19 protein-coding genes and 1 tRNA gene are annotated in these 21284 nt (G+C 71.0%); 8 read left to right on the top strand and 12 right to left on the bottom strand.

The window, feature by feature from the left end; genetic code table 11:
• The first annotated feature begins 186 nt into the window (after nt 1-186).
• A complete protein-coding gene (locus TR49_RS44705) occupies nt 187-612 on the top strand; it encodes a hypothetical protein (protein WP_052434102.1) in 426 nt (141 codons plus the stop codon).
• Between the two features lie 19 nt (nt 613-631).
• Here TR49_RS44705 and TR49_RS07925 read toward each other — a convergent pair whose 3' ends face one another.
• The 3 genes from TR49_RS07925 to TR49_RS07915 form a co-directional block, all read right to left on the bottom strand.
• A complete protein-coding gene (locus TR49_RS07925) occupies nt 632-2155 on the bottom strand; it encodes a GlnX family signal transduction membrane protein (protein WP_152627121.1) in 1524 nt (507 codons plus the stop codon).
• A gap of 167 nt (nt 2156-2322) precedes the next feature.
• Nucleotides 2323-2628, bottom strand: coding sequence for a hypothetical protein (locus tag TR49_RS07920; RefSeq protein WP_042378705.1), 306 nt, complete (start codon nt 2626-2628; stop codon nt 2323-2325).
• A 64-nt stretch (nt 2629-2692) separates the two neighbouring features.
• A complete protein-coding gene (locus tag TR49_RS07915; protein ID WP_042378702.1) occupies nt 2693-3298 on the bottom strand; it encodes a DedA family protein in 606 nt (201 codons plus the stop codon).
• A 108-nt stretch (nt 3299-3406) separates the two neighbouring features.
• On the opposite strand from TR49_RS07915, the gene TR49_RS07910 reads away from it, so the two are divergent.
• Nucleotides 3407-4282: an NAD-dependent epimerase/dehydratase family protein gene (locus tag TR49_RS07910; RefSeq protein WP_042378700.1), complete on the top strand. Its 876-nt coding sequence runs from the start codon at nt 3407-3409 to the stop codon at nt 4280-4282.
• A 97-nt stretch (nt 4283-4379) separates the two neighbouring features.
• On the opposite strand, the gene TR49_RS07905 is transcribed toward TR49_RS07910, so the two are convergent.
• Both TR49_RS07905 and TR49_RS07900 read right to left on the bottom strand, forming a co-directional pair.
• Nucleotides 4380-5756 (bottom strand): S53 family peptidase, encoded by a 1377-nt coding sequence (locus TR49_RS07905; RefSeq protein ID WP_042378698.1) that lies wholly within the window; start codon nt 5754-5756, stop codon nt 4380-4382.
• 255 nt (nt 5757-6011) lie between these two features.
• Nucleotides 6012-6365, bottom strand: a complete 354-nt coding sequence (locus tag TR49_RS07900) for a hypothetical protein (RefSeq protein ID WP_042378697.1) — start codon at nt 6363-6365, stop codon at nt 6012-6014.
• 191 nt (nt 6366-6556) lie between these two features.
• Between TR49_RS07900 and TR49_RS07895 the strand changes: the two genes are divergently transcribed.
• A complete protein-coding gene (locus TR49_RS07895; protein WP_042378695.1) occupies nt 6557-7876 on the top strand; it encodes a UDP-glucose dehydrogenase family protein in 1320 nt (439 codons plus the stop codon).
• A gap of 67 nt (nt 7877-7943) precedes the next feature.
• Here TR49_RS07895 and TR49_RS07890 read toward each other — a convergent pair whose 3' ends face one another.
• Nucleotides 7944-8918, bottom strand: coding sequence for a hypothetical protein (locus TR49_RS07890; protein ID WP_152627120.1), 975 nt, complete (start codon nt 8916-8918; stop codon nt 7944-7946).
• Nucleotides 8919-9418: 500 nt separating this feature from the next.
• On the opposite strand from TR49_RS07890, the gene TR49_RS07885 reads away from it, so the two are divergent.
• Genes TR49_RS07885 through TR49_RS07875 form a run of 3 tightly spaced genes read left to right on the top strand, consistent with a single transcriptional unit; the run spans nt 9419 to nt 13747 of the window.
• Nucleotides 9419-10738, top strand: coding sequence for a glycosyltransferase family 2 protein (locus TR49_RS07885; RefSeq protein WP_042378692.1), 1320 nt, complete (start codon nt 9419-9421; stop codon nt 10736-10738).
• Complete coding sequence (locus tag TR49_RS07880) at nt 10731-11930, top strand: glycoside hydrolase family 26 protein (RefSeq protein WP_201776163.1); 1200 nt, start codon at nt 10731-10733, stop codon at nt 11928-11930. Before TR49_RS07885 ends, TR49_RS07880 begins: the two co-directional genes overlap by 8 nt.
• The gene (locus tag TR49_RS07875) at nt 11927-13747 is read left to right on the top strand and encodes a glycosyltransferase family 39 protein (RefSeq protein WP_052434100.1); all 1821 of its coding nucleotides are present in this window, start codon (nt 11927-11929) and stop codon (nt 13745-13747) included. The genes TR49_RS07880 and TR49_RS07875 overlap by 4 nt, the downstream gene beginning before the upstream one ends.
• A 15-nt stretch (nt 13748-13762) precedes the next feature.
• Here the strand turns inward: TR49_RS07875 and TR49_RS07870 are convergent, their stop codons facing one another.
• Both TR49_RS07870 and TR49_RS07865 read right to left on the bottom strand, forming a co-directional pair.
• Nucleotides 13763-14827 (bottom strand): glycoside hydrolase family 26 protein, encoded by a 1065-nt coding sequence (locus TR49_RS07870; RefSeq protein ID WP_052434099.1) that lies wholly within the window; start codon nt 14825-14827, stop codon nt 13763-13765.
• Nucleotides 14828-14959: 132 nt separating this feature from the next.
• Nucleotides 14960-15033: transfer RNA gene (locus TR49_RS07865), tRNA-Gly, on the bottom strand.
• Between the two features lie 201 nt (nt 15034-15234).
• On the opposite strand from TR49_RS07865, the gene TR49_RS45350 reads away from it, so the two are divergent.
• On the top strand, nt 15235-15453 hold the full coding sequence (locus TR49_RS45350; protein WP_042416094.1) for a hypothetical protein: 219 nt from the start codon (nt 15235-15237) through the stop codon (nt 15451-15453).
• A gap of 74 nt (nt 15454-15527) precedes the next feature.
• Nucleotides 15528-16103: a dCTP deaminase gene (dcd, locus tag TR49_RS07860; RefSeq protein ID WP_042378691.1), complete on the top strand. Its 576-nt coding sequence runs from the start codon at nt 15528-15530 to the stop codon at nt 16101-16103.
• A 31-nt stretch (nt 16104-16134) separates the two neighbouring features.
• Here dcd and TR49_RS07855 read toward each other — a convergent pair whose 3' ends face one another.
• The 4 genes from TR49_RS07855 to TR49_RS07840 form a co-directional block, all read right to left on the bottom strand.
• Entirely contained in the window at nt 16135-17001 is an 867-nt protein-coding gene (locus TR49_RS07855; RefSeq protein WP_042379082.1) for an alanyl-tRNA editing protein, read from the bottom strand.
• A gap of 135 nt (nt 17002-17136) precedes the next feature.
• Nucleotides 17137-17928: a Yip1 family protein gene (locus tag TR49_RS07850; protein WP_152627119.1), complete on the bottom strand. Its 792-nt coding sequence runs from the start codon at nt 17926-17928 to the stop codon at nt 17137-17139.
• Nucleotides 17929-18020: 92 nt separating this feature from the next.
• Nucleotides 18021-18950: a LamG domain-containing protein gene (locus TR49_RS07845; protein ID WP_042378690.1), complete on the bottom strand. Its 930-nt coding sequence runs from the start codon at nt 18948-18950 to the stop codon at nt 18021-18023.
• Nucleotides 18951-19046: 96 nt separating this feature from the next.
• On the bottom strand, nt 19047-21245 hold the full coding sequence (locus TR49_RS07840; protein WP_042378688.1) for a (Fe-S)-binding protein: 2199 nt from the start codon (nt 21243-21245) through the stop codon (nt 19047-19049).
• Nucleotides 21246-21284 lie beyond the last annotated feature (39 nt).

The following is a 21284-nucleotide window of genomic DNA, read 5'->3' as shown; positions in this document are numbered from 1 at the left end:
CCTTGCCGGTCCGGGCCGCCTCCCATACGGATTCTTGACGCGGCCCGCGCCCGGGCTCCGTCCGTCGATCCGGAGGTGAACAATGCATGGATGCCATTAAAACTGATGCATGAAAGCCACATAACTTGCTAATGTGAAGGCACTAAGCCGCAGAGGCCTGCGATTCACGGAAAGAACCGATACGCCATGCCCGAGACCGCCACCGCAGCAGTGACCGCCCGTGTCATCGTCGGTGTCCGCGACTCCGCGAAGGGCCGTGCGCAGCTGCGCCGGGCCGCGGCGGAGGCCCGCCGCACGGGCGCGGTCCTGGTCCCGGTCCTCGCCTGGTCCCCCACCGGCGGCGAGCCGCTGTACCGCACCCGCCCCTGCCCCGAGCTGGCCCGGGTCTGGGAGCAGCGCGCCTGCACGACGCTCGACGCGGTCGTCCGGGAGACGCTGGCTTCGGAGCAGCTCCCTGCGGCGGTCCGCCCCGTCACCGTCCGCGCGGCCTCCCTGAGCGACGCCGTCACCGCGACGGCGACCGCCCCGACGGACCACGTCTTCGCCCCCTCGGTCCGCCCCGCCTTCCTCACCCGCCTCGGCCTGCAGCACCGCCCGGCCCTGGCCCACTGAGCGACCCGAGGGCTACCGGTCAACGGAACTCCCGCAGGCGCGGCCGCACGCCTGCGGCCAGCAGGACGAGAGCTCCGGCGACGCAGCCCAGCTGCACCCACAGGGCTGCGTCCGCGTGCCCCGCGCCCGCCGTGGAGGCGGAGACGTAGGCCTGCTGGTTGATGTCGATCAACCGGCGCAGCGCCGCGTCGTGGGCGTCGAAGTCGGCGTTCGAGCCGCCCGGGGCGAGGCTCGTGCAGTAGGCGATCGCGTCCTCCAGGCGGCCGGAGGCGACCAGGGCGCGGATCCTGCGGTCGTCGGCCTGGTACGCCTGGAACGCGAGGAGCGTCCTCATCGCCGCCGCGCCCTCCCCCGGGAAGGTGATGTTGTGGAACTCCCGCCCGTACTCCCCGCCGAAGCGGATGTCCGCGGGGTTCTGCTTCACGGCCGCCACCGCCGACGCCAGCGCGGTGTCGTACGCGCCCAGCTGCGCGCCGTCGAGCGAGAGGATCCGGTCGGTGTCCGTGACGAAGTCCGCCTGGTACTGCGTCCGGCGGTCCGCGTCGAGCACGTAGCGGCTCTCCGCCGCATTGGAGTCGGCCACGGTCGCGCGAGCCTGGGTCAGGGCGACGACCGAGTCGTACGCGTCCTTGCGCGCGGTGAAGAGGTCCTGCCGCTCGCCGTCGAGGAACGAACCGGCCGTGGAGAGCAGCACCGCGAACAGCACGGTGGCCGCCGCCAGGGCGGGGTTGACGATGCGTCGGAAGCGGATCGTCAGCCAGACCTGGGTGCCGAGCAGCGCCGCCACCAGCGCACCGCCGAGCAGCACCAGCCACAGGCCGGCCGTGTCGAGCGCGCCGCGTTCGTCCGTGTAACTCTGCTCGAAGGCCTGGTCGTTGGCCTGGACGAGCGAGTGCGCGGCGGGCAGCAGCTGCCCACGCATCAGGTCCGTGGCCTGGCGGTACTCGGCGAGCGCCGACGGGTCCGGGTGTCCGGCGGGGGCGTTCGCGTGGGTGTTGAGCTCCAGCGCACGGGCCGCGAGATCCTGGTAGCGGCCCATCCCGTCGAGGATCGCGGCGAGTGCCGTCTGCGCGGCGGCGTTGCCGGACGCGTCGAGGGTGGCCTGCTGCAGGTCCTTGTCGGCGTCGGTGCGGTCGGTGACGTACTGCTGCCGCGCGGTGGCGAGGTTCCCGGCCAGCTTCGGGTCGTCGCCGAACATCAGCTGGTTCGCCGCCTGTGCGTCCAGGTCGGTCAGCGACTGGTAGAGCGCACCGGCGTCGGTGACCTGCGGCGCCTCGTGCTGCGCGATCCGGTCCCAGGCGCCGCGGGCTCCGGTCGAGGCCCCGGCGAGCACCCCGCCCAGCAGGACCGCGAGCAACGCGCACCCGGCGGTCGCCCAGCGCAGGCGTGCGGGCGTCGTGAGCGGCTCACGGACGCGACCGCGCCCGGGCGAGCGCGCCGGATCCCGCGGCCGCGCACCGTCCCCCGCTCCCGCTCCCGCTCCCGACGCGTCCTGTCCCTGCGGCCGCTCGACAACCGCGACCCGTTCCCCCACCGTCGTCATCCCCGCCGAGCCTTCTCCCCGTCTCCGACCTGTCGGCCTCGGGCGTCAACTCTCCTGCGGAGCAAGGGCGTGGGCCGTCTTCCTGACGCGCTCTTAGCGCCGGGCCAACGGTTCTTGACGACTTGTTGTCGTTGCCTGCGGCCGGTGGCTCCCGAGCGGCCGCGCCCTCAGGCGGGCACGCTCTCCGGCATCGGCAGGTGCCGTCCTCCGGTCAGCAGCGTGCAGACCGGGGTGTGCGGGCGGTGCCCGCCGTGGTGGGGGTGGTCGATCCGGACGCTGATCGGCGTCGGCGGGTCACCGGGCAGCTCGGCCTCCAGCACGGTCGTGCCGGTGCCGCGCTGGTGGTGGTAGCCGACCTCCTTGCCGTCGACGAGGAGGAGCAGGTCCTCGGTGCGCCAGGTGAAGCCGGTGCGCAGGTCGAGGGAGACGGAGTGGCCGTCGAGGTCGAGGTGGTAGTGGTGCCGCGTGCTCATCCTGGCCTCCCGGGCCGCCGGAGACGCCCCCCTCAGCTACCACGATAAGCCCGGGGTCCGGCGCCTAGCCCTGGCGCTTGTGGCGCCGCCAGGCCCACACCCCGACGACGAGCAGGACGATCCCGGCGATCACTACGGCCACCACCTGACCGGCCTGCTTCTCGACCCGCTGGTAGGCCTGACCGGCCAGGTATCCCAGCAGGGTGAAGCCGATCCCCCAGGTGATCCCGCCGAGCGCGTTGAAGAGGAGGAACCGGCGGTAGGGCATCTTCGAGATGCCGGCGAGGGCGGGCATCACCGCACGGAAGAAGGCGATGAACCGGCCGAAGAAGACCGCGGCCGCCCCGCGGTCCCGGATCATCTCCTGCGCCGCCCCCAACCGCTCCCGGTGCCGCTGGAGCGGCCGGATGCCGAGGATCCGGTCCCCGAAGTGGTGGCCCACCTCGTATCCCACGCTGTCGCCGAGGATGGCGGCGAGGACGACCACCAACGCGATGCCCCAGTACGTCACGTGCCCCTGGTTGGCCAGCACCCCGCCGAGGACGGCGGCGGTCTCGCCCGGCAGCACGAAGCCGACGAAGAGCGCGTCCTCGAAGAAGACCAGCGCGCCCACGACCGCGTACACGACCGGCCCGGACAGGCCGGCCAGCCAGTTGGTGATCGCTCCCATGGCCCCCAGTCTGCTCCACGCGTCCGGCGCAGGGGCGGCACTGCGCGCGGAAGTCCTCCCGGTTTGCACCTCGGGAAGCGCCTCCGGCGGCCTGCCTACAGTGGCCTCATGAGGATCTTTCTTGCCGGGGCGGGCGGAGCCATCGGGCGGCGGCTGGTGCCGATGCTCGTGGACGCGGGGCACGAGGTCGTGGGGACCTCCCGGAGCGAGGCGGGCGCGCAGCGCGTCCGCGCGCTCGGCGCGGAGGGCGTCCTCGTGGACGCGCTCGACGCCGACCGGCTGCGGGGGGCGGTCGCGGCCGCCGCGCCGGAGGCGGTCCTGCACCAGCTGACGGACCTGTCCGCGGCCGACGGTGCGGCCAACTCGCTTCTGCGCCGCGCGGGGACGCGCAACCTGGTCGACGCCGCGCGGGCGGCGGGCGTGCGCAGGATCGTCGCGCAGTCGATCAGCTGGGTGTACGTCGGAGGCGACGCACCCGCCGACGAGGGCGAGCCACTGGACCTGCACTCTCCCCAGCCGCGCGGTGGGATGGTGGGCGCCGTCGCGGAGCTGGAGCGGATCTCCGCGGAGCTGCCCCACGCGGTCGTCCTGCGCAACGGACTGCTCTACGGGCCGGGCACCTGGTACGCGCCCGGCGGGCCCGTCGCCGCCGCGCTGCGCGGCGAGGAGGGCGGTCCCTACCTGGCCGGGCTCACCGCCGACGCGGGCGTGAGCTCCTTCGTGCATGTCGACGACGCGGCCACGGCGGTTCTCGCCGCGCTGGAGTGGCCCTCCGGGCCGGTCAACATCGTGGACGACGAGCCCGCGCCCGCCGCCTCCTGGCTGCCCGTGCTCGCCGCGGCCCTCGACGCACCCGCTCCCGCTCCTTCGGACGCCGAACCCGCCGCCTGGGCCCGCGGCGCTGCGAACTCGCTGGCCCGCAGCCGCGGTTGGACGCCACGCCGGCGCTCCTGGCGCACCGGCTTCGCCGACCGGCTCGACTGAGCGGACTCGGGAGAGGCAGAAAGGACGAGGCGCGAGGGGTGGACAGTCACCCTCGCGCCCCGTCAGCTCATGCGGTCAGCGCCGCTTCTGGAGCCGCCTAGCGCCGGGCCAGCGCGTCGACGAAGAGCGGGCCGTTGATGGTGCCCCAGCCGCTCGCCAGGTCATAGCCCTTGGTGGCGTTGTAGCCGGTGACCTTGTTGAAGGAGTTGTTGCCGGAGGTCACGTCCACGATGCCGTTGCGGGCCGCGTTGTGCTGGCCCATCCAGTACAGCTTCGGGGTGATCAGGCCGAGGTCGTGGCCCGCCTTCTGGTCCGCCATCGCGACGATGCCGGAGAAGATCGGGGTCGCCTCGCTGGTGCCGCCGACCAGGCCCCAGCCGTCGTTCTTCGGGTTCGGGTCGAAGGTCTGGTAGACCCAGGCCGCGCCGTTGACCGCCGCGGTCATGCTGATGTCCGGGGTGCCGCGGTGATTGCCGGTGACCTTGGCCTCGCCGTTCTGGAAGAACGGCCGGCTGAAGACACCGGAGACGCCGCCGCCGCCCGCGCCGTAGCCGTCGTTCCACACCACGTCGGGCTTGAGGCGGTTGCCCTTGTCGTCCAGCGTCAGCTGGGTGCCGCCGACGGAGGTGACCATCGGGTCCGCGGAGGGCCACGAGTCGACCCGCTGGGTGTAGAGCTGCCCGGCCGCGTTCGAGTCGGTGGCGCCCGCGTCGCCGGAGGCGCCGAGGACGGTCACGCCCTTCTTGTAGGCGTCGGCGAACGCGTAGCGCAGCGCCTGCAGCGAGGGCGTGCCGTTCTTGCCGTAGCCGGGGAAGGTGTTCTCGGTGGCGCCGAAGCTCTGGGATATGACGTCACCCCAGTGGTGGTCGATCGCGTACTTCTCCGCCGCCATCATCTCCGGGAAGCCGGTGGTGCCCTCGGTCTCGGCGACGCCGGTCTCGATCAGCATGATCTTGGCGCCAGGGGCGATCGCGTGCGCGTACTCGACGTCCAGGGTGGTCTCGCCCGCCCAGCCGAGCTGGTCGGGGGTGCCGGTGAACTTCGGGACGCTGCCCCACTGCTTCACGTCGACCTTGGTGTCGGGCAGGCCGAAGGACTTGTCGAAGGCGGTCAGGTCCTTCTGGATCGTCGGCGAGCCGAAGGAGTCGACGATGACGATGGTGCGGCCCTTGCCGGTGATGCCGGACTTGTACAGCGGGGCCAGGTCGTAGGCCTTGCGGTACTGCGTCGGGGTGTAGCAGCGGATGTGGATCTTGCTGAGGCAGGTGCTCGTCGGCAGGACCGAGCTCATGCCCGACGCGAGCAGGTGGCCCTGCGAGGCCGGAACCGGCTTCGGCAGCGCGGCCTGCGCCGTCGCCCCCGAGGCGAGGGCGGTGCCGGGCGCGACGCCGGTGAAGGTGAGCAGTGCTGCTGCCCCCGCGGTCACCGCGGACGCCGCACGGAGAGTGCGCGAACGTGCGATGGAACGACCCATGCTTCTCCTCAGGCTCACAGTGGCGTGCACGCGAGCACCGGGGGACATACGAAACACCTGAAGAACACGTCACCCCCACCCCCGAGCCGCGGCACCGCCGCAACAGTGCGGACGATGCTGCCGCATGGCCGACCGGTCCCACCACCCCCCGACCGGGGGGTGTAACCCCGCCCAGGGGTGTGATCTTCGAGAGACCCGACGCTCCGTCAGTCACCCCGCGTCACAAGGCCTGGCCGGCCGGCTGGAGTCCGGCGCTCACCGGGCGAGCACGACGGCAGAGGCGAGGTGCAGCACCGCGAAGGTCCCGGCCCCGAGCGTCATGCCGCGGTTCCGGTGCCGCGCTCCGATCGCCGCGTCGCCGACCTGTGCCATCCCGGCCACCAGCAGCATCGGCCGGACGGCCGCTGCGGACGTGCCGGCCAGCAGCATGACCGCCGTGGTCAGGCCCAGCGGGACGGCCCGCACCGCGTAGGCCCGCGCGTAGAGACCCGTCCCCGCCGTGACGGGCTCACCCTGCGCCAGCAGGATTCCGGGCCGGGCCACCCCGGCGACACTGGACCCCGCGCTGACCAGCGCCGCCAGCGCGTTGGCGATCAACAAGACCGTCATTGGCCATCTCCCTGAATCATTCTAGCTCTGAACGATATGCCCGAACGTATCATTCACAGCGCGAGCGATGTCAAGGCCCGTCCCGCCGACCGAGCGAAAGGCGGTCGACCCCGGCGCACCCTCCTCCGGGCGGTCGACTAGGCTCTCCGAACTCATATGAAATGCCCATCGAGCTGTGAAGGACCTGTCGCATGCGGCTCACGGTGATCGGCACCGGCTACCTGGGCGCCACCCACGCGGCGTGCATGGCGGAACTGGGACACGAGGTCCTCGGCGTCGACGTCGAGCCCGACCGGATCGCCGCCCTCCGCTCCGGCCGACTCCCCTTCTACGAGCCGGGGCTGGACGAGCTCGTCGCCAAGCACGTCGCATCCGGCCGGCTGCGCTTCACCACCTCCTACGAGGAGGCCGCGGCCTTCGCCGACGTCCACTTCTCCTGCGTGGGCACCCCGCAGCGCGCGGACGGCGACGGCGCGGACCTGCGCTACGTCGACGCCGTCGTGGAGACCCTGGCTCCCTTCCTGGAGCGCCCGGCGCTCGTCGTCGGCAAGTCCACGGTCCCGGTCGGGACCGCGGCCAGGCTCTCCGCGCGGCTCGCCGAACTCGCGCCCGCGGGGGCGGCCGCCCGGCTCGCCTGGAACCCCGAATTCCTGCGCGAGGGCTATGCGGTGGAGGACACGCTCCGCCCGGACCGGCTGGTCTTCGGCATCGACCCGGCCACGCCCGAGACGGAGTCGCTGCTGCGCGAGGTCTACGCGACGCCGCTCGCCGAGGGGGTGCCGGTCGTCGTCACCGACTTCCCGACCGCCGAGCTGGTGAAGACCGCAGCCAACGCCTTCCTGGCCACCAAGATCTCGTTCATCAACGCCATGGCCGAGGTCTGCGAGGCGACCGACGCCGACGTCACCGAGCTCTCCCGGGCGCTCTCCTTCGACACCCGCATCGGCGGCCGGTTCCTGAACGCCGGCGTCGGCTTCGGCGGCGGCTGCCTGCCCAAGGACATCCGGGCGTTCCGGGCCCGAGCCGAGGAGTTGGGCGCGGGCCCGGCCCTCGCCTTCCTCGGCGAGGTCGACGCGATCAACCTCCGCCGCCGCGACCGCGTGGTCGCGCTCGCCGAGGAGCTCTGCGGCGACGAGCTGTCGGGGTGCCGGGTGGCCGTCTGGGGCGCCGCGTTCAAGCCGGAGTCGGACGACATCCGCGACTCGCCCGCACTGGACGTCGCCGCGCGCCTGCGTCGCCGCGGCGCGCTGGTGAGCGTCCACGACCCCAAGGCGCTGGACAACGCGCGCAAGCGCCACCCGGAACTCGACTACGCCACCGGGGCGTTGGAGGCGGCCCAGGACGCGGATCTGGTCGTCCACCTGACCGAGTGGGCGGAGTACCGCGCCCTGGACCCCAAGGCGGTCGCCGAGGTCGTGGCCACACCCCGGCTCATCGACGGCCGCAACGCCCTGGACACCACCGCCTGGCGCGCGGCCGGCTGGACCGTCCGCCCCCTCGGCCGCCCCTGACCCGGGCACCGGCCGAAGCGCAGGGCCGCCGCCGGGGCATCGACGCGCCCCGGCCGCGGCCGTCCGGTCAGCTGTTCTGTTCGATCTTGAGCAGCGAACTGAGCACGTAGCTTGCGGCGGCGTGCCCGGCGGTGTTCGCCAGGGCGTCCGGCGTGCTCGCCGAGGCGCCGGTCAGCCCGGACTCGGCGAGGTACAGGAACCGGCCGCTGACCGCGTGCGTCACGGCACAGCCCGCCTTGCCGACGCAGAACGAGTCCACGTTGTCGCCGTAGAGCGGCGTCACCTTGCCGGTGAACGCGGCGCCCGCGGCCTGCGCGTCGGACTTGCTGTGGAAGACCACCACCGCCACGGTGACCGCGTGGTTGCCCGAGGCGTAGGTGCCCCGCAGCACCTGGGCGCACCCGTTCTTGGTGAGCACGGTGCCGAGCCCGTCCATGCTGGCCTTCCAGCACGGGTCGGTGTTCTCGTCCTCGGTCCTCGTGAAGGTCTTGCCGTCGATCGTCAGCGTCTTCTTGGCGAAGACGTCGGCCGGGGCGAGCGGGGGCGTGTGGCTGGGCGAGGGGTCGGACGAGGCCGTGGCCGGGGCGGACGGACTCGCCGAGGCCACGGGGGCGGGCGAGGTGGACGGACCGGCGTTGGTGTGGCCCTTGGAGCCGGAGAGGCCGAACCAGACCACACCGCCGATCACGGCCAGGCTCGCGACGAGCGCCCCGGAGAGGATCATCCGCCGCTTGCGCCGGCCGTTGCGCTCGTAGTCGGCGGCCATGCCGGCCCAGTCCGGCTCCCCCTGCCCGCCAGGCCCGCCCTGCGGGGCCGCGTACATCTGCTGCGGAGGCGGGTTGGTGGGCTGCTGCGGCTGCGGGTAGCCGTAGCCGGGCGCGCCGAACTGCTGTGCCGGGGCGCCCGCCTGTGTCGGGGCGCTGTGCGGCGAGGGCTGGGCGGGAGTCGCCGGCTGGACCCGCTGCGTGGGTATCGGCTGCTGCGGCGCGGGCTGCACGTACTGCTGCGGCGGCGCCGGCGGCGGGACGGGCTGAGGCTGCACCGGCTGAGGCTGTACGGGCTGAGGCTGCGCCGGCACCGGCGGCTGCTGCGGGTAGAGCCGCGGGTCCTGCGGAGAGGACGAGCCTGACGAGGCTTCGGACATGGCGGGTTCCTCCATCGATGACTTTCGGTGCCAGGACGAGTCTGACTGATCCCGCCCTTGATGGAGGCGGTCGGGGAGCGATCGGGCCACACATCCGGACCCGTCAGCGAGCGCGCGCCGCCGCCGTGCCCGACGGCCGTTCCTGGCTCGTGTTCTGACGGACTGTCCGCGTCGGAGCGGAATTGACAGGAAAGAGCGGCAGGGGTCCTGGTCCCACCAACTTCATTCCGAAATCGAGTACTGACCCTTCATCACCGATGCATAACAGTTCGCTGAATGACCGTTGTTCTGCACGTATTTGTCCAAGTTTGCCACACGTCACCGTCATACCATCCTCTGGTGCCGCCGGTCGCGGCTTCGGACTCAATGCGGTCAGCCGCAGGCAAGAACGGACGGACATGCTGGCCTTCCTGCTCGAACTCGGCAGGTGGTGGACCGACGGCTCGGTCTACCCGTTTGCCCTGTTCATGGCACTCATCTGGTTTCTATGGGTCGTCAGGATCGTGCTGGCACGCCGATACAAGCCGTGGAAGCGGCCGTACTCCGCGACCACATCCGTGATCATTCCGGTGGTCGACGAGCCGGAGGAGCTCTTCCGCGACGTGCTGCGGCGGATCCTGATCCAGCGTCCGACCGAGATCATCGTGGTCATCAACGGGCGCCGCAATCCCGTGCTCGAGAAAATCTGCGCGGACGTCGGCGTGCACTGGGTCTGGACGGAGATCCCGGGCAAACGCAACGCACTGAAGATCGGCCTCGAGGAGTCAAGCGGCGAGATCGCCGTCCTCGTCGACTCCGACACCATCTGGACCGACAACACCCTGAGCGAGCTCATCAAGCCCTTCCGCGACGCCGAGGTGGGCGGGGTGACCACCCGTCAGCGCATTCTCGAGCCGAGTCGCGCCGTGCTGACGCGCTGGGCCGACTGGCTCGAGAGCGTCCGATGCCAGTACTCGATGCCCGCGATGAGCGTCCTCGGCACCGTCGGCTGCCTGCCCGGCCGCACCATCGCCTTTCGCAGCAGCATTCTCTTCGACTGCCTCGACGATTTCCTGTCCGAGAAGTTCCTCGGCGTCTTCCTCGAGGTGAGCGATGACAGAACGCTGACCAACTACACGTTGAAGCGCGGATACCGGACCGTTTACCAGTCCACCTCCCTGGTCTACACCGACGCTCCGTTGCGCGTGACCAAACTCGCCAAGCAGCAGTACCGCTGGGCACGCGGCTCGCAGTACAACACGCTGCGGATGCTGCCCTGGATGCTGCGGCACGCGAAGGTGCTCTGCCTGTTCTACCTGACCGACATCGCCGTGCCCTTCGTCCTGCTCGGCACCTTCGGCTCCTGGGTGGCCGCGGCCTTCCACCGGTCCCGGCCCGGCATCTACAACGCCCTGCCCCTGCCCGGCGACCCGACCAGGTCCCTGGTGCTCGTCGTCGTGCTGGCGACCGTGATGTCGCTGCTGTCGATCGCCATCCGCTTCGGCCGCCACTTCGCCTACCGGCCGCAGGACCTGCTGTTCCTGCCGACCTTCATGCTCATCAACACGCTGCTGCTGCTCCCGGTGCGCCTGCTCGGTTTCTTCCGCTGCGCGCACAACGCGAGTTGGGGCACCCGGAAGGACAGCTTCGCCGGTGAGAAGAGCCACAGCCCGCTCGTTCTCGTGCCCTATGTGATCGGAGCCGTCATGCTGGCAGGGTCGGTGATGATGAGTGTCTAGGTCCGTCCAACGCCGTACCAAGCGACTGCACTGGTGGAACCGGGGCAGCGGCATCCGGCTCCGGATCTGGATGGCGGTCAACGTGCTGCTGCTGGCCACCATCAGCTACGGCGTCTACGCCGCCGTCCAGACCAAGGCGGAGGGGACGTCCTTCGCCGGTCTCGGCGTCACTCCCACCGCGCCCGGACTGCTCGGGCGCCTCGGCGGGGGCGGAGCCAAGCCCCGGAACACGGTCCCCGACAAGTCCCTCTTCCTCGACCCCAAGGGCGTCTACTTCGGGGCGGCGACGCCGGGCGCGCCGTACAGCTCGAGCGAGGTCTCCGCCGTGGCCGCGGCGGCCGGTGGGGTACGTCCCACGATGACGGAGTTCTTCGTCAACTGGACCCAGTCCTTCCGGCCCGCGATGCTCACCTCTGCCTACGACCACGGCACGCTGCCGGTGATCTCGTGGGAGCCCTGGGCCGGCGGCCAGGAGAACAACATCGGGGTCGGCCAGGTCCCCAAGAACAACGCGGACCAGCCCAAGTACCGGTTGGCGAACATCATCGACGGCTCCTTCGACTCGTACATCACCGCTTTCGCCCAAGGCGTCGCCGCCGCGAAGTGGCCTGTCGCGCTGCGCTTCGCGCACGAGATGAACGGCGGTTGGTACCCGTGGTCGGAGAAGACCAACGGCAACAAGGCAGGCCAGTACGTCGCCGCCTGGCGGCACGTCCACGACCTGTTCGAGAAGGCCGGGGCCACCAACGTCATCTGGGTGTGGAGCCCGAACATCATCCGGCCGGTGCCGCACACGAAGCTGAGCAGCCTCTACCCCGGTGACGCGTACGTGGACTGGGTCGGCCTGACCGGCTACGGCGTGCGCGAGAGCACGCCCGCGACGACCTTCGACCCGACGCTGCGCCAGGTCCGGGCGCTGACCAGGAAGCCGATCCTGATCACCGAGACCGGCGCCGAGCCGGACCACGACAAGGTCTCCTGGGTGCAGTCCTTCTTCCCGTGGCTGAAGCAGAACCGCGACGTCATCGGCTTCGTGTGGACCGAGAAGAACAAGAACTCGGGAGCCCTGTCCGACTGGCGCTTCGACGGCGACCCGCGGAGCGAGGACGCGTTCCAGGCCGGCATCAGCACAGCGCCGCTGGTCACCGGGCTGGGCAGCCTCACCCAACCTTCGAGCGGGAGCACCCGATGACCCCCGAGTCCGAGGACGGGTGGTTCACCCCCGCCCGTGCGCACCAGATCCCACCTCAGTCGCAACCGGTGCAGCAGCGCGAGTACGCCGCACGGCCCGCCCCCGCTGCCGGGTACGCGTCCGAGGCGCCGGCGCAGGACCCCTACCTCGCCATCGGCACCGAGAGCTCCGCGGGCTCCATGGCCGGCGACGAGTACATGTGGACCCACCCGGAGGAGGAGCCGCTCTACCCGGTCTCGGAGTCGGAGCCGGAGCCGGAGCCGCTCGACGAGAACGACGCCGAGGACCGGGGCGCCACCGGCGGCGCCGCCCGCGCCTGGCGCACCGCCGCGCTGCTGCTCGTCCCCTCGGCGGTCACCCTGGTGGTCGCCGGCTACCAGCTCGGGCACCGGCAGCTGTGGCAGGACGAGTCGGCCTCCTGGTGGGCGGCCACCCTCTCCTGGTCCCAACTGCTGCACCTGCTCGGCAACATCGACATCGTGCTGGCGCCGTACTACGCGCTGATGCACCTGTGGATCTCGGTCGCCGGCACCTCGGTGGTGGCCCTGCGGATCCCCTCGCTCGCGGCCATGGGCCTCTCGGCCGGACTGCTCGCGCTGCTGGGCCGCCGGATGTTCAACTCCCGGGTCGGCATGGTGGCGGGGCTGATCTTCGCGGTGCTCCCGGCGACCAGCCGGTACGGACAGGAGGCACGTCCCTACGCCCTCACCGTACTGGCCGTGCTCGCGGCGACGCTGCTGCTGTACCGGGCGCTCGACGACCCCCGGGCGGACCGCTGGGGCGGCTACGCGCTGTCCCTGCCGTTCACGGGCATGTTCCATCTGGTCGCCGCGCTCGTCCTGGCGGCCCATCTGGTGCTGGTCCTGGTGGTGGCGAGGAAGCGCTGGGGCGCGTGGGCGGCGGTGGTCGGCTTCTGCGTGGTCCCGGTGCTGCTGATCGCGCTGCTCGGGCACGGCCAGTCCGCGCAGGTCTCCTGGATCTCCACCGATCTGAAGGATCTCCCGCAGTTCCCCGGCCAGTTCTTCCTGTCCACCGACGGGATGTACGTCACCGTCGGTGCGGCGCTGCTCGGCCTGCTCTTCGCGCGGCGGTACTCCTTCGTGCTGCTGACCTGGGCGCTGGTGCCACCGGTGCTGCTCTTCCTGTCGCGTTCGGTGCTGAACCTGTTCCTGCCGCGGTACCTGCTCTTCACCCTGCCCGCCTGGGCGTTGCTCGCCGCCGTGGGCGTCTGCGGGCTGGCCGGGCTGGCCGGTCCGCGACGGAAGGGCCTGGTCGCCCGCCAGTTGGTCGCCGGGGTGGCGCTGGTCGGGGCGCTGGTCGCGGTCTGCCTGCCGGACCAGCGCGCGGTGCGGGTCAACCCACTCGCGGGTCAGCCGGACTTCCAGAGCGCGGCCGCGTGGCTGCTGCACCACCAGCAACCGGGCGACGGGGTCGCCTTCGCCGGCACCCGCGGGGTGCCGATCCGCACCATGGCCTACGCCATGCGCGGGTCGAGCGCGCAGCCCTCGGACGTCTTCCTGGCGCAGTCCCCGGCCGCCTCGGGAACGTACGAGGGCAAGCCGTGCGCGGTTCCGGCCACCTGTGCGGTCGGGGTGCAGCGGATCTGGCTGGTCTCCACCTCCACCACCGCGTCGTTCTACGACGGCTTGCCGGACAAGCAACGGGCGGTGCTGACACAGCAGTTCCGGGTGGTGTCCGAGCAGCGTTTCACCGGGGAACTGCGGGTGGTGCTGCTGGAGCGCCGCCCGGCGAGGGTCAAGCCCCCGACGGTGAAGCCCCCGACGGTCAAGAAAGCCCGTACCGCGGCCAAGCGCTGACGCCCGGTGCCGCCCTCAGCCGCTCGACGCGGCGGCCGAGGGCAGTACCGAGGCCACCGGCCACGAGCGCAGCGTCATCCCTGCCAGGCCCGCCCGGAACGCGGCCTCCGTCGCCGGATCGACGGTGAAGCGGTAGTCGTGCCAGGCGCCTTCGGCGACGCTGTGCTCGAACCAGACGAACCCGACGACCTGCGGATGCCGGTGCAGCCAGGTGAACAGACTGGCCGTCCACCCCGCCTGCTCCGCACCGGGCTGGGCCCCCGTTTCGGCGATCAGGATCGGCTTGCGGGTGAGCGCCTGCAACTGCACCACCGTCGGGTCGAGCACCTCCTGCGCGGTCTTCTCCCCGAATCCGTACGCGTCGACGCCGACCATGTCGACGTAGTCGACACCCGGGAAGTACGGCTGCACCGACTGCTCCGGGGTTCCCCGGACGGTGTTCGGGCTCCACAGCCAGATCGCGTTGGTGACACCGGCGTTGGTGAAGACGTCGTGCACGTGGCGCCACGCCCTGACGTAGTCGCCGGGCGCGTTCCCGCTGTTCTGCTCGGACCAGGGGTACCAGTTGCCGTTCATCTCGTGCGCGAAACGGATGATGACGGGGAGTCCGACGGCCTTCACCGCCAGGGCGTACTGGGTGACGTAGGTGTCGAACGCGCCGTCGGCGATCCGCTTGAGCGCGTACTGCGGCTGGTCCGCGGCCTTGGACTGCGACGCGGGTTCCCACGTCAGCAGCGGCACGGCGCCCTCGTGCCAGCTCTCCCGTACGGCGTCGGCGTCGAACGGCTGGGTCCAGTTCCGGAAGTACTCCAGGATCGTCGGATGCTGCCCGGCCGCGGCGACCACGGACGCCGTCTCCTGCGGCTGCGGTGAGCCCACGGTGCTCACGCCGAAGTAGTCCCCGTCGGGATGCAGCAGCTGCGCCACCGTCGGCACGTCCGGCTTCGCCACCGTCGCACCGGCCGTGGGCCCGGCGCCCCATGTGCCGCCCGCGCCCCGAGCCGCCCCGTCCGCGGACTGGGTGCAGCCCGCGCAGAGCACGAGCAACAGCGCGAGCAACGCCGCACGGGTGGTGCGCAAGAAAACCCCCAGGATCTCCGTTTTCGCGGGGGAGTCTAACGCTCCGACCAATGAACCGACGGGGCGGAAACGAGCCCTGGAACGACAAGGGCCCAGGGTAGGGATCATGTCCCTGACCTGGGCCTTTACTGCTGGAGCGGGCGACGAGAATCGAACTCGCGCTCTAAGCTTGGGAAGCTCATGTTCTACCATTAAACTACGCCCGCCTGATCACCCGTCAGAAACGGCCGATCCATCTTCACTCTACCCCATCGTGCACCTCACGTGCAGCGGTGGTGTCCCCGTGTGCCGTGGGCGTACTGTGACGCCCTGGGCGGCCGGGGGACGGGTCGGCGAGCCTGTGGGCGGTATGTCCGGAAGATCCCCTAATGTGGCATGGCTGGCCTACGGCTTGGGGAGAGGATGCAATGGAGCGCACTGTCGTCCGTTGTGCCGAAGGGCACCTGTTCAGCACCGCGAGTTTCCCGCTGCAGAATCTGCGACCCGCACGGATCGGCCCTGGACGGCTGATGCGGTGTCCTCAGTGCGCACGACTGCGCAGCGCGGTACCCGCGGACCTGGCGGTGCTGTCGACGGAGCAGATCACGCGGGCGCTGCGGCGGGAGGCTGTGGACTTCCTCGCGTAGCGAGAGGGAGAAACGAGAAACGGACCCCCGTGCCGGATTGGGCGGGGGTCCTGCCATGCACGTAGTCTCGACCCGTGCTGCTCTCAGACAAGGACATCCGGAACGAGATCGAGTCCGGTCGGGTGGTCATCGACCCCTTCGACCCGGAGATGATCCAGCCGTCCAGCATCGACGTGCGTCTCGACCGGCTCTTCCGGGTCTTCGAGAACCACAAGTACCCCCACATCGACCCGGCGGTCGAGCAGCCCGACCTGACCCGGCTCGTCGAGCCGGACGGGGACGAGCCGTTCATCCTGCACCCCGGCGAGTTCGCGCTGGCCTCCACCTACGAGGTGGTGACGCTGCCGGACGACATCGCGTCGCGCCTGGAGGGCAAGTCCAGCCTCGGCCGGCTCGGCCTGCTGACGCACTCCACCGCCGGCTTCATCGACCCGGGGTTCAGCGGCCACGTGACGCTCGAGCTGTCGAACGTCGCCACGCTGCCGATCAAGCTCTACCCGGGCATGAAGATCGGCCAGCTGTGCATGTTCCGGCTGACCTCGCCGGCCGAGTTCCCGTACGGGTCCGAGCGCTACGGTTCGCGCTACCTCGGCCAGCGTGGTCCGACCCCGTCCCGGTCCTACATGAACTTCCACCGCACGAAGGTCTGACGAAGGTCCGAGCACCGGAACGGCCGACGCCTCAGGCCCGCTTCGGCGTGGTGGTGACGGTCAGCTCGGTGCCGTCCTCGTTCAGGCGGAGCTCCGCGCTCAGGGCGGCGAGCTCGCCGAGGTGGTGCAGGTGGGTGCCGCCGCAGAAGATCGAGGCGTGGCCCTCGGGCAGTTCCGCGTGCCACTCGCGGCGGGCGGTGAGCTCCGGGCCGGGGGCCTCGATGCGGACGGAGGAGTCGGCCGCGACCCAGGCGGCCAGACGCGCGTTGACCGCCTCGGTGATCGCCGGGAGGTCCTCGGCGAGGCCCTCCGCCGTGAAGCCCTTCTTCCGCAGCGACTTGCCGATCCGGTACACGTCGTAGCTCGCGGCGGTGTCCATCCGCGAGGTGTCCATCGCCAGGGAGTCGAAGTCCGGGTTGCCGTGCGAGTCGCTGCGGCCCGGGTCCTTGCGCCAGCGCGGTGCCAGCGCCGCGTTCAGGGCCAGCGCCAGCAGGTGGCAACCGGTGTGGGAGGCGCTCAGCGCCGCCCTGCGGTCGGCGTCGACCAGCAGCTCGACCTCCTCGCCCACCGCGACGGGCTCGGCGATCACGTGGACGACCAGCCAGGCCCAGTCGTCGTCGCCGCGTCGCACGGGGATGTCCGCACCGAGCGCGAACTCGCCCTCGGGGCCGACCCCGCCGGTGACGCAGTCCAGGACGGCCCGGCCGCCGAGCGTGCCGGTGTCGGCGGGCTGGTCGGGCCAGGTGTGGTCGAGCGGGTGGAACGGCGTTCGCTCGACCACGACGCCGTGGCGGCCGTCGGGCAGCGGGAAGCAGGCCACGACCGTGGACCGGTCCGCCACGCCTCCGGCGGGGAAGGTCACCTGGGTGGAGGCGGCGGGAAGGGACGGCGCGGTCATGAGCGGGCTCCGTTGCACGGTCGGGTACGTCGGCACGGTCGCGGCCGCACGGACGGGGTCGCCGCCGTGCGATCGAACGATCGAGGGTCTGCCGACCATTGAACAACAAACCCCGCCGACCGGGCGGCTCCGGCCTCAGCCCAGGGTCGGCAGCTTGATCAGCACCAGCAGCATGACCAGCTGCAGTGCGCCCGCCGTCAGCGCCTTGCCCCAGGGCAGGTCGTGCAGCTGCCGGACCATGGCCGCCAGCAGCCACGCGCAGAGCGCCCAGGTCGCCCAGCCGAGCAGCTGCACCACGCCGTTGCCGGTGCCCAGGAAGACCGCCAGCACCAGCCGCGGCACGTCCGTGAGCCAGGAGATCAGCATGGCCAGGGTGACCGTCGGCGCGAAGGCGCCGTCGCCGCCGAGACGACGGGCCAGCGCGTGGGTGACGGACCCGAGCATCAGCCCGCACAGGACGAAGCCGACGGCGCTGCTGAACAGGATCATCAGGGCGACGGTGAAGGTCGAGTGCAGCACGTCGTCACTGGTGCCGCCGAACGCGAAGCCGGCCAGCAGGCCGTAGACCGCGGAGACGGTCACTGCCGGGCCCCACGCCTGGTGGGTGCGCATCTGCGCGAACGTCCGGGTCGGGTGCCGCAGGATTCCGCGCAGCAGCTCCCGCCACGGCAGCCGCTCCGAGCCGACCTGCGGATGCGGCTGCCCGGCGCGGTAGACGGCGACGTGCTCGTCCGACTCCTGCCCCTCGTAGCCGTCGTAGCCGCCGTTCGGGCCGTAGCCTTCGTACCCGGCCGCCGGCATCTCGGGCACGGTGAAGGCGCGGGTGTGGCCGCGCTCGTCGGCCGGATCGACCGCGACCGGCTGCGTGGCGGGCTCGGCCTGCGGCCGGCGATCGCCCCCGCCGATCTTCATTCCTCGTAGACGCACAATCCGACGGTACCCGCCCGCGCGACGGCCGAACGATCATGTGATCACCCGGAACAGAGCTGTGACACGGGCGGGACGGCGTGTCCGGACCTTCAGTTGACCAACCAGGAGTGCACCGGCTTCACGCCGGAGGCGTCGTGCACGGCCGCCGCCACCTGGCTCGCACTCAGCGCCTGGTCCCAGATCTGGACGTGGGCGACGGCCCCGTCCCAGTTGTTGCCCCACACGTTCTTGTAGCGGATCCGGCCGAGCTGGAGGGCCCCGTCGTTCTGCCAGATGCCCGGCGCCGGGCTCGTGTCGGCGAGCTTGCCGTTCACGTACAGGTCGAGGGTGTGGTGACCGGCGTCGTACGTCCCGGTCAGGAAGACCCAGGAGTCGAGCTTCGCCTCGCCGGGGCTGTAGGCGGCACGCGTGTACGCGTCCGAATTGCCCGCCCGCGTCTGGACCTTGAAGACCCAGCCGTGGTGGCCGGGCCAGTAGTCGCGGCCGAGCGCGAAGGTGTAGTAACCGCCCGCCCCCTGACTGAGCACCATGGCCGCTCCCTGGGCCTGCTTCAGCAGCACCCACGCGGAGACGGTGAAGCTGTGGGCGGTGTCCACCACGGGCCCCGGAGCGGTCGCGTAGGCGTCCGGGGAGCCGTCCAGCCACAAGACCCTGCTGCCGTTGCCCGGACGCACATGCGCGCCGCCGGCGTACGTCAGCGGCACCCCGCCGAGCGAGTCCTTGAGGACGGGGGCGGCGGGAGCCGCGCTCGCCGACGCGCTCGGTGCGGCGCCGGCCGACGCGGACGCGCGCACGGGGGCCTGGGACGCCGACGCCACGGGCGTGCTGCCGCCGCCGCCGTCCACGGCCTTCACCCCCGCCCCGCCGACCACCGCGCCGAGCAGGAACGCCCCGCCGACACCGCCGATCAGGCGCAGGCGGTTGCGCCGCTTCTCCTCGTCGTGCCGGTCCGCAAGCGCGTTCCAGTCCGGCTCCGGAGGGCGAACGGGGGGAGGGGGCTGATAACCGCCGTAACTCATGGGGAAGATCCTAACGAGCCATCACGAACACATGGACGGCCCCCGACCGCGCAAGCGATCGGGGGCCGTCCATGGTGCGAGCGGAGTGCTCCGGGCTCAGGACGAGACCGGCTCCGGCGTCTCGGCCTCCGCCTCCGGCGCGGCCGGGTCGGCCTTGACCGACTCCAGCAGCAGCTGGGCGACGTCCACGACGCGCAGGTTCTCCTTGGCCGCGCCCTCGTTCTTCTTGCCGTTGACCGAGTCGGAGAGCATCACCAGGCAGAACGGGCAGGCGGTGGAGACGATGTCGGGGTTGAGCGACAGCGCCTCGTCCACGCGCTCGGTGTTGATGCGCTTGCCGATGCGCTCCTCCATCCACATCCGCGCGCCGCCGGCGCCGCAGCAGAAGCCGCGCTCCTTGTGGCGGTGCATCTCCTCGTTGCGGAGCCCGGGAACCTTCTCGATGATCTCGCGCGGCGGCGTGTAGACCTTGTTGTGGCGGCCCAGGTAGCACGGGTCGTGGTAGGTGATCAGGCCCTCGACGGGGTTGACCGGCAGCAGCTTGCCCTCGTCGATCAGGTGCTGCAGCAGCTGGGTGTGGTGGATGACCTCGAAGTGGCCGCCCAGCTGCGGGTACTCGTTGGCGAGGGTGTTGAAGCAGTGCGGGCAGGTGGCGACGATCCGCTTGACCGGCGCGTCCTCCAGCGCCGCGTTCAGCGTCTCGACGTTCTGCGCGCCGAGCATCTGGAACAGGAACTCGTTGCCCAGGCGGCGCGGGGAGTCACCGGTGCAGGTCTCCTCCTTGCCGAGGATGGCGAACTTGACGCCCGCGGTGTGCAGCAGCTCGGCGAAGGCCTTGGTGGTCTTCTTGGCCCGGTCCTCCAGGGCGCCGGCGCAGCCGACCCAGTAGAGGTACTCGACCTCGGCGGGGTCGATGTCCTCGCCGATGACCGGCACCTCGATGCCGGTCTCCTTCTTGAGCTCCTTGACCCAGTCCAGGCGGGCCTTGGTGGCCAGGCCCCACGGGTTGCCCTTGTTCTCCAGGTTCTTGAGCATCGTCCCGGCCTCGGTCGGGAAGTTGCTCTCGATCATGACCTGGTAGCGGCGCATGTCGACGATGTGGTCGATGTGCTCGATGTCGACCGGGCACTGCTCGACGCAGGCGCCGCAGGTGGTGCAGGACCACAGCACGTCCGGGTCGATGACGCCGTTCTCCTCGGCGGTGCCGATCAGCGGACGCTCGGCCTCGGCGGCTGCGGCGGCCGGGACGTTCGACTTGTCCTCACCAGCGAGCAGGTAGGGCGCCTTGGCGTAGGCGTGCTCGCGCAGGTTCATGATCAGCAGCTTCGGCGAGAGCGGCTTGCCGGTGTTCCAAGCCGGGCACTGCGACTGGCAGCGGCCACACTCGGTGCAGGTGGAGAAGTCGAGGATGCCCTTCCAGGAGAACTCCTCGACCTGGGAGACGCCGAAGACGGCGTCGTCGGCCGGGTCCTCGAAGTCGATCGGCTGGCCGCCGGAGTGCATCGGCAGCAGCGCGCCGAGCGCGACCTCGCCCTTGGCGTTGCGCTTGAACCAGATGTTCGGGAAGCCGAGGAAGCGGTGCCAGGCGACGCCCATGTTGGTGTTGAGCGAGACGACGATCATCCAGATGAACGAGGTGGCGATCTTGATCATCGCGACCAGGTAGACCAGGTTCTCCACCGTGCCCGTGGACAGGCCCCGGAAGGCGGCCGTCAGCGGGTAGGAGAAGAGGAAGTTGACCTCGTAGGAGTGCACGCCGCGGAGCACGCCCTCCAGACCGCGCAGGGTCAGGATGGCGAGGCCGATGATCAGCACGATCGACTCGACGAAGTAGGCCTGGCCGGCGTTGGAGCCCGCGAAGCGGGACTTGCGGCCCGGCTTGTTCGCCTTGCTGAGCTGGCGGATCACGATCAGCACGATGATGCCGAGCGTGGTCAGCACGCCGATCAGCTCGGTGAAGACCTCGTAGGGGGCCCACTTGCCGATGATCGGGAGGGTGAAGTCGGCCGAGAAGAGCTGGCCGAAGGCGTTCACCAAGGTCAGCACCAGCGTGTAGAAGCCGACGGCGACGAACCAGTGGGCGACACCGACGATGCCCCACTGGTTCATCCTGGTGTGGCCCAGGAACTCGCGGACGACGGTGACCGTTCGGTCCTTCCAGTCGTTGGTGCGCGAGCCGGCGGGCACGTTCTGACCGAGCCGGACGAAGCCGTAGATCTGGAGGAACGCGCGCGCGAAGAGCGCCACGCCGACCACGGCCAGGACCAGCGACACGATGATCGCGGCGATTTGCATGCGGGCTCCTCAAAGGACCACGGAGCGACAACTACCCAT

It is taken from the genome of Streptacidiphilus melanogenes (assembly GCF_000787835.1).
Lineage (GTDB): Bacteria > Actinomycetota > Actinomycetes > Streptomycetales > Streptomycetaceae > Streptacidiphilus > Streptacidiphilus melanogenes.
Note: the sequence above shows the minus strand (reverse complement) of the source record. Positions and strands in the feature narration are given on the sequence as shown.

What these genes read in the sequence shown, in the direction of transcription:
- TR49_RS44705 (WP_052434102.1), top strand. Translation starts at nt 187, where the DNA reads ATGCCCGAGACCGCCACCGCAGCAGTGACCGCCCGTGTCATCGTCGGT.
- TR49_RS07925 (WP_152627121.1), bottom strand. Translation starts at nt 2,155, where the DNA reads ATGACGACGGTGGGGGAACGGGTCGCGGTTGTCGAGCGGCCGCAGGGA.
- TR49_RS07920 (WP_042378705.1), bottom strand. Translation starts at nt 2,628, where the DNA reads ATGAGCACGCGGCACCACTACCACCTCGACCTCGACGGCCACTCCGTC.
- TR49_RS07915 (WP_042378702.1), bottom strand. Translation starts at nt 3,298, where the DNA reads ATGGGAGCGATCACCAACTGGCTGGCCGGCCTGTCCGGGCCGGTCGTG.
- TR49_RS07910 (WP_042378700.1), top strand. Translation starts at nt 3,407, where the DNA reads ATGAGGATCTTTCTTGCCGGGGCGGGCGGAGCCATCGGGCGGCGGCTG.
- TR49_RS07905 (WP_042378698.1), bottom strand. Translation starts at nt 5,756, where the DNA reads ATGGGTCGTTCCATCGCACGTTCGCGCACTCTCCGTGCGGCGTCCGCG.
- TR49_RS07900 (WP_042378697.1), bottom strand. Translation starts at nt 6,365, where the DNA reads ATGACGGTCTTGTTGATCGCCAACGCGCTGGCGGCGCTGGTCAGCGCG.
- TR49_RS07895 (WP_042378695.1), top strand. Translation starts at nt 6,557, where the DNA reads ATGCGGCTCACGGTGATCGGCACCGGCTACCTGGGCGCCACCCACGCG.
- TR49_RS07885 (WP_042378692.1), top strand. Translation starts at nt 9,419, where the DNA reads ATGCTGGCCTTCCTGCTCGAACTCGGCAGGTGGTGGACCGACGGCTCG.
- TR49_RS07875 (WP_052434100.1), top strand. Translation starts at nt 11,927, where the DNA reads ATGACCCCCGAGTCCGAGGACGGGTGGTTCACCCCCGCCCGTGCGCAC.
- TR49_RS45350 (WP_042416094.1), top strand. Translation starts at nt 15,235, where the DNA reads ATGGAGCGCACTGTCGTCCGTTGTGCCGAAGGGCACCTGTTCAGCACC.
- TR49_RS07855 (WP_042379082.1), bottom strand. Translation starts at nt 17,001, where the DNA reads ATGACCGCGCCGTCCCTTCCCGCCGCCTCCACCCAGGTGACCTTCCCC.
- TR49_RS07845 (WP_042378690.1), bottom strand. Translation starts at nt 18,950, where the DNA reads ATGAGTTACGGCGGTTATCAGCCCCCTCCCCCCGTTCGCCCTCCGGAG.
- TR49_RS07840 (WP_042378688.1), bottom strand. Translation starts at nt 21,245, where the DNA reads ATGCAAATCGCCGCGATCATCGTGTCGCTGGTCCTGGCCGTGGTCGGC.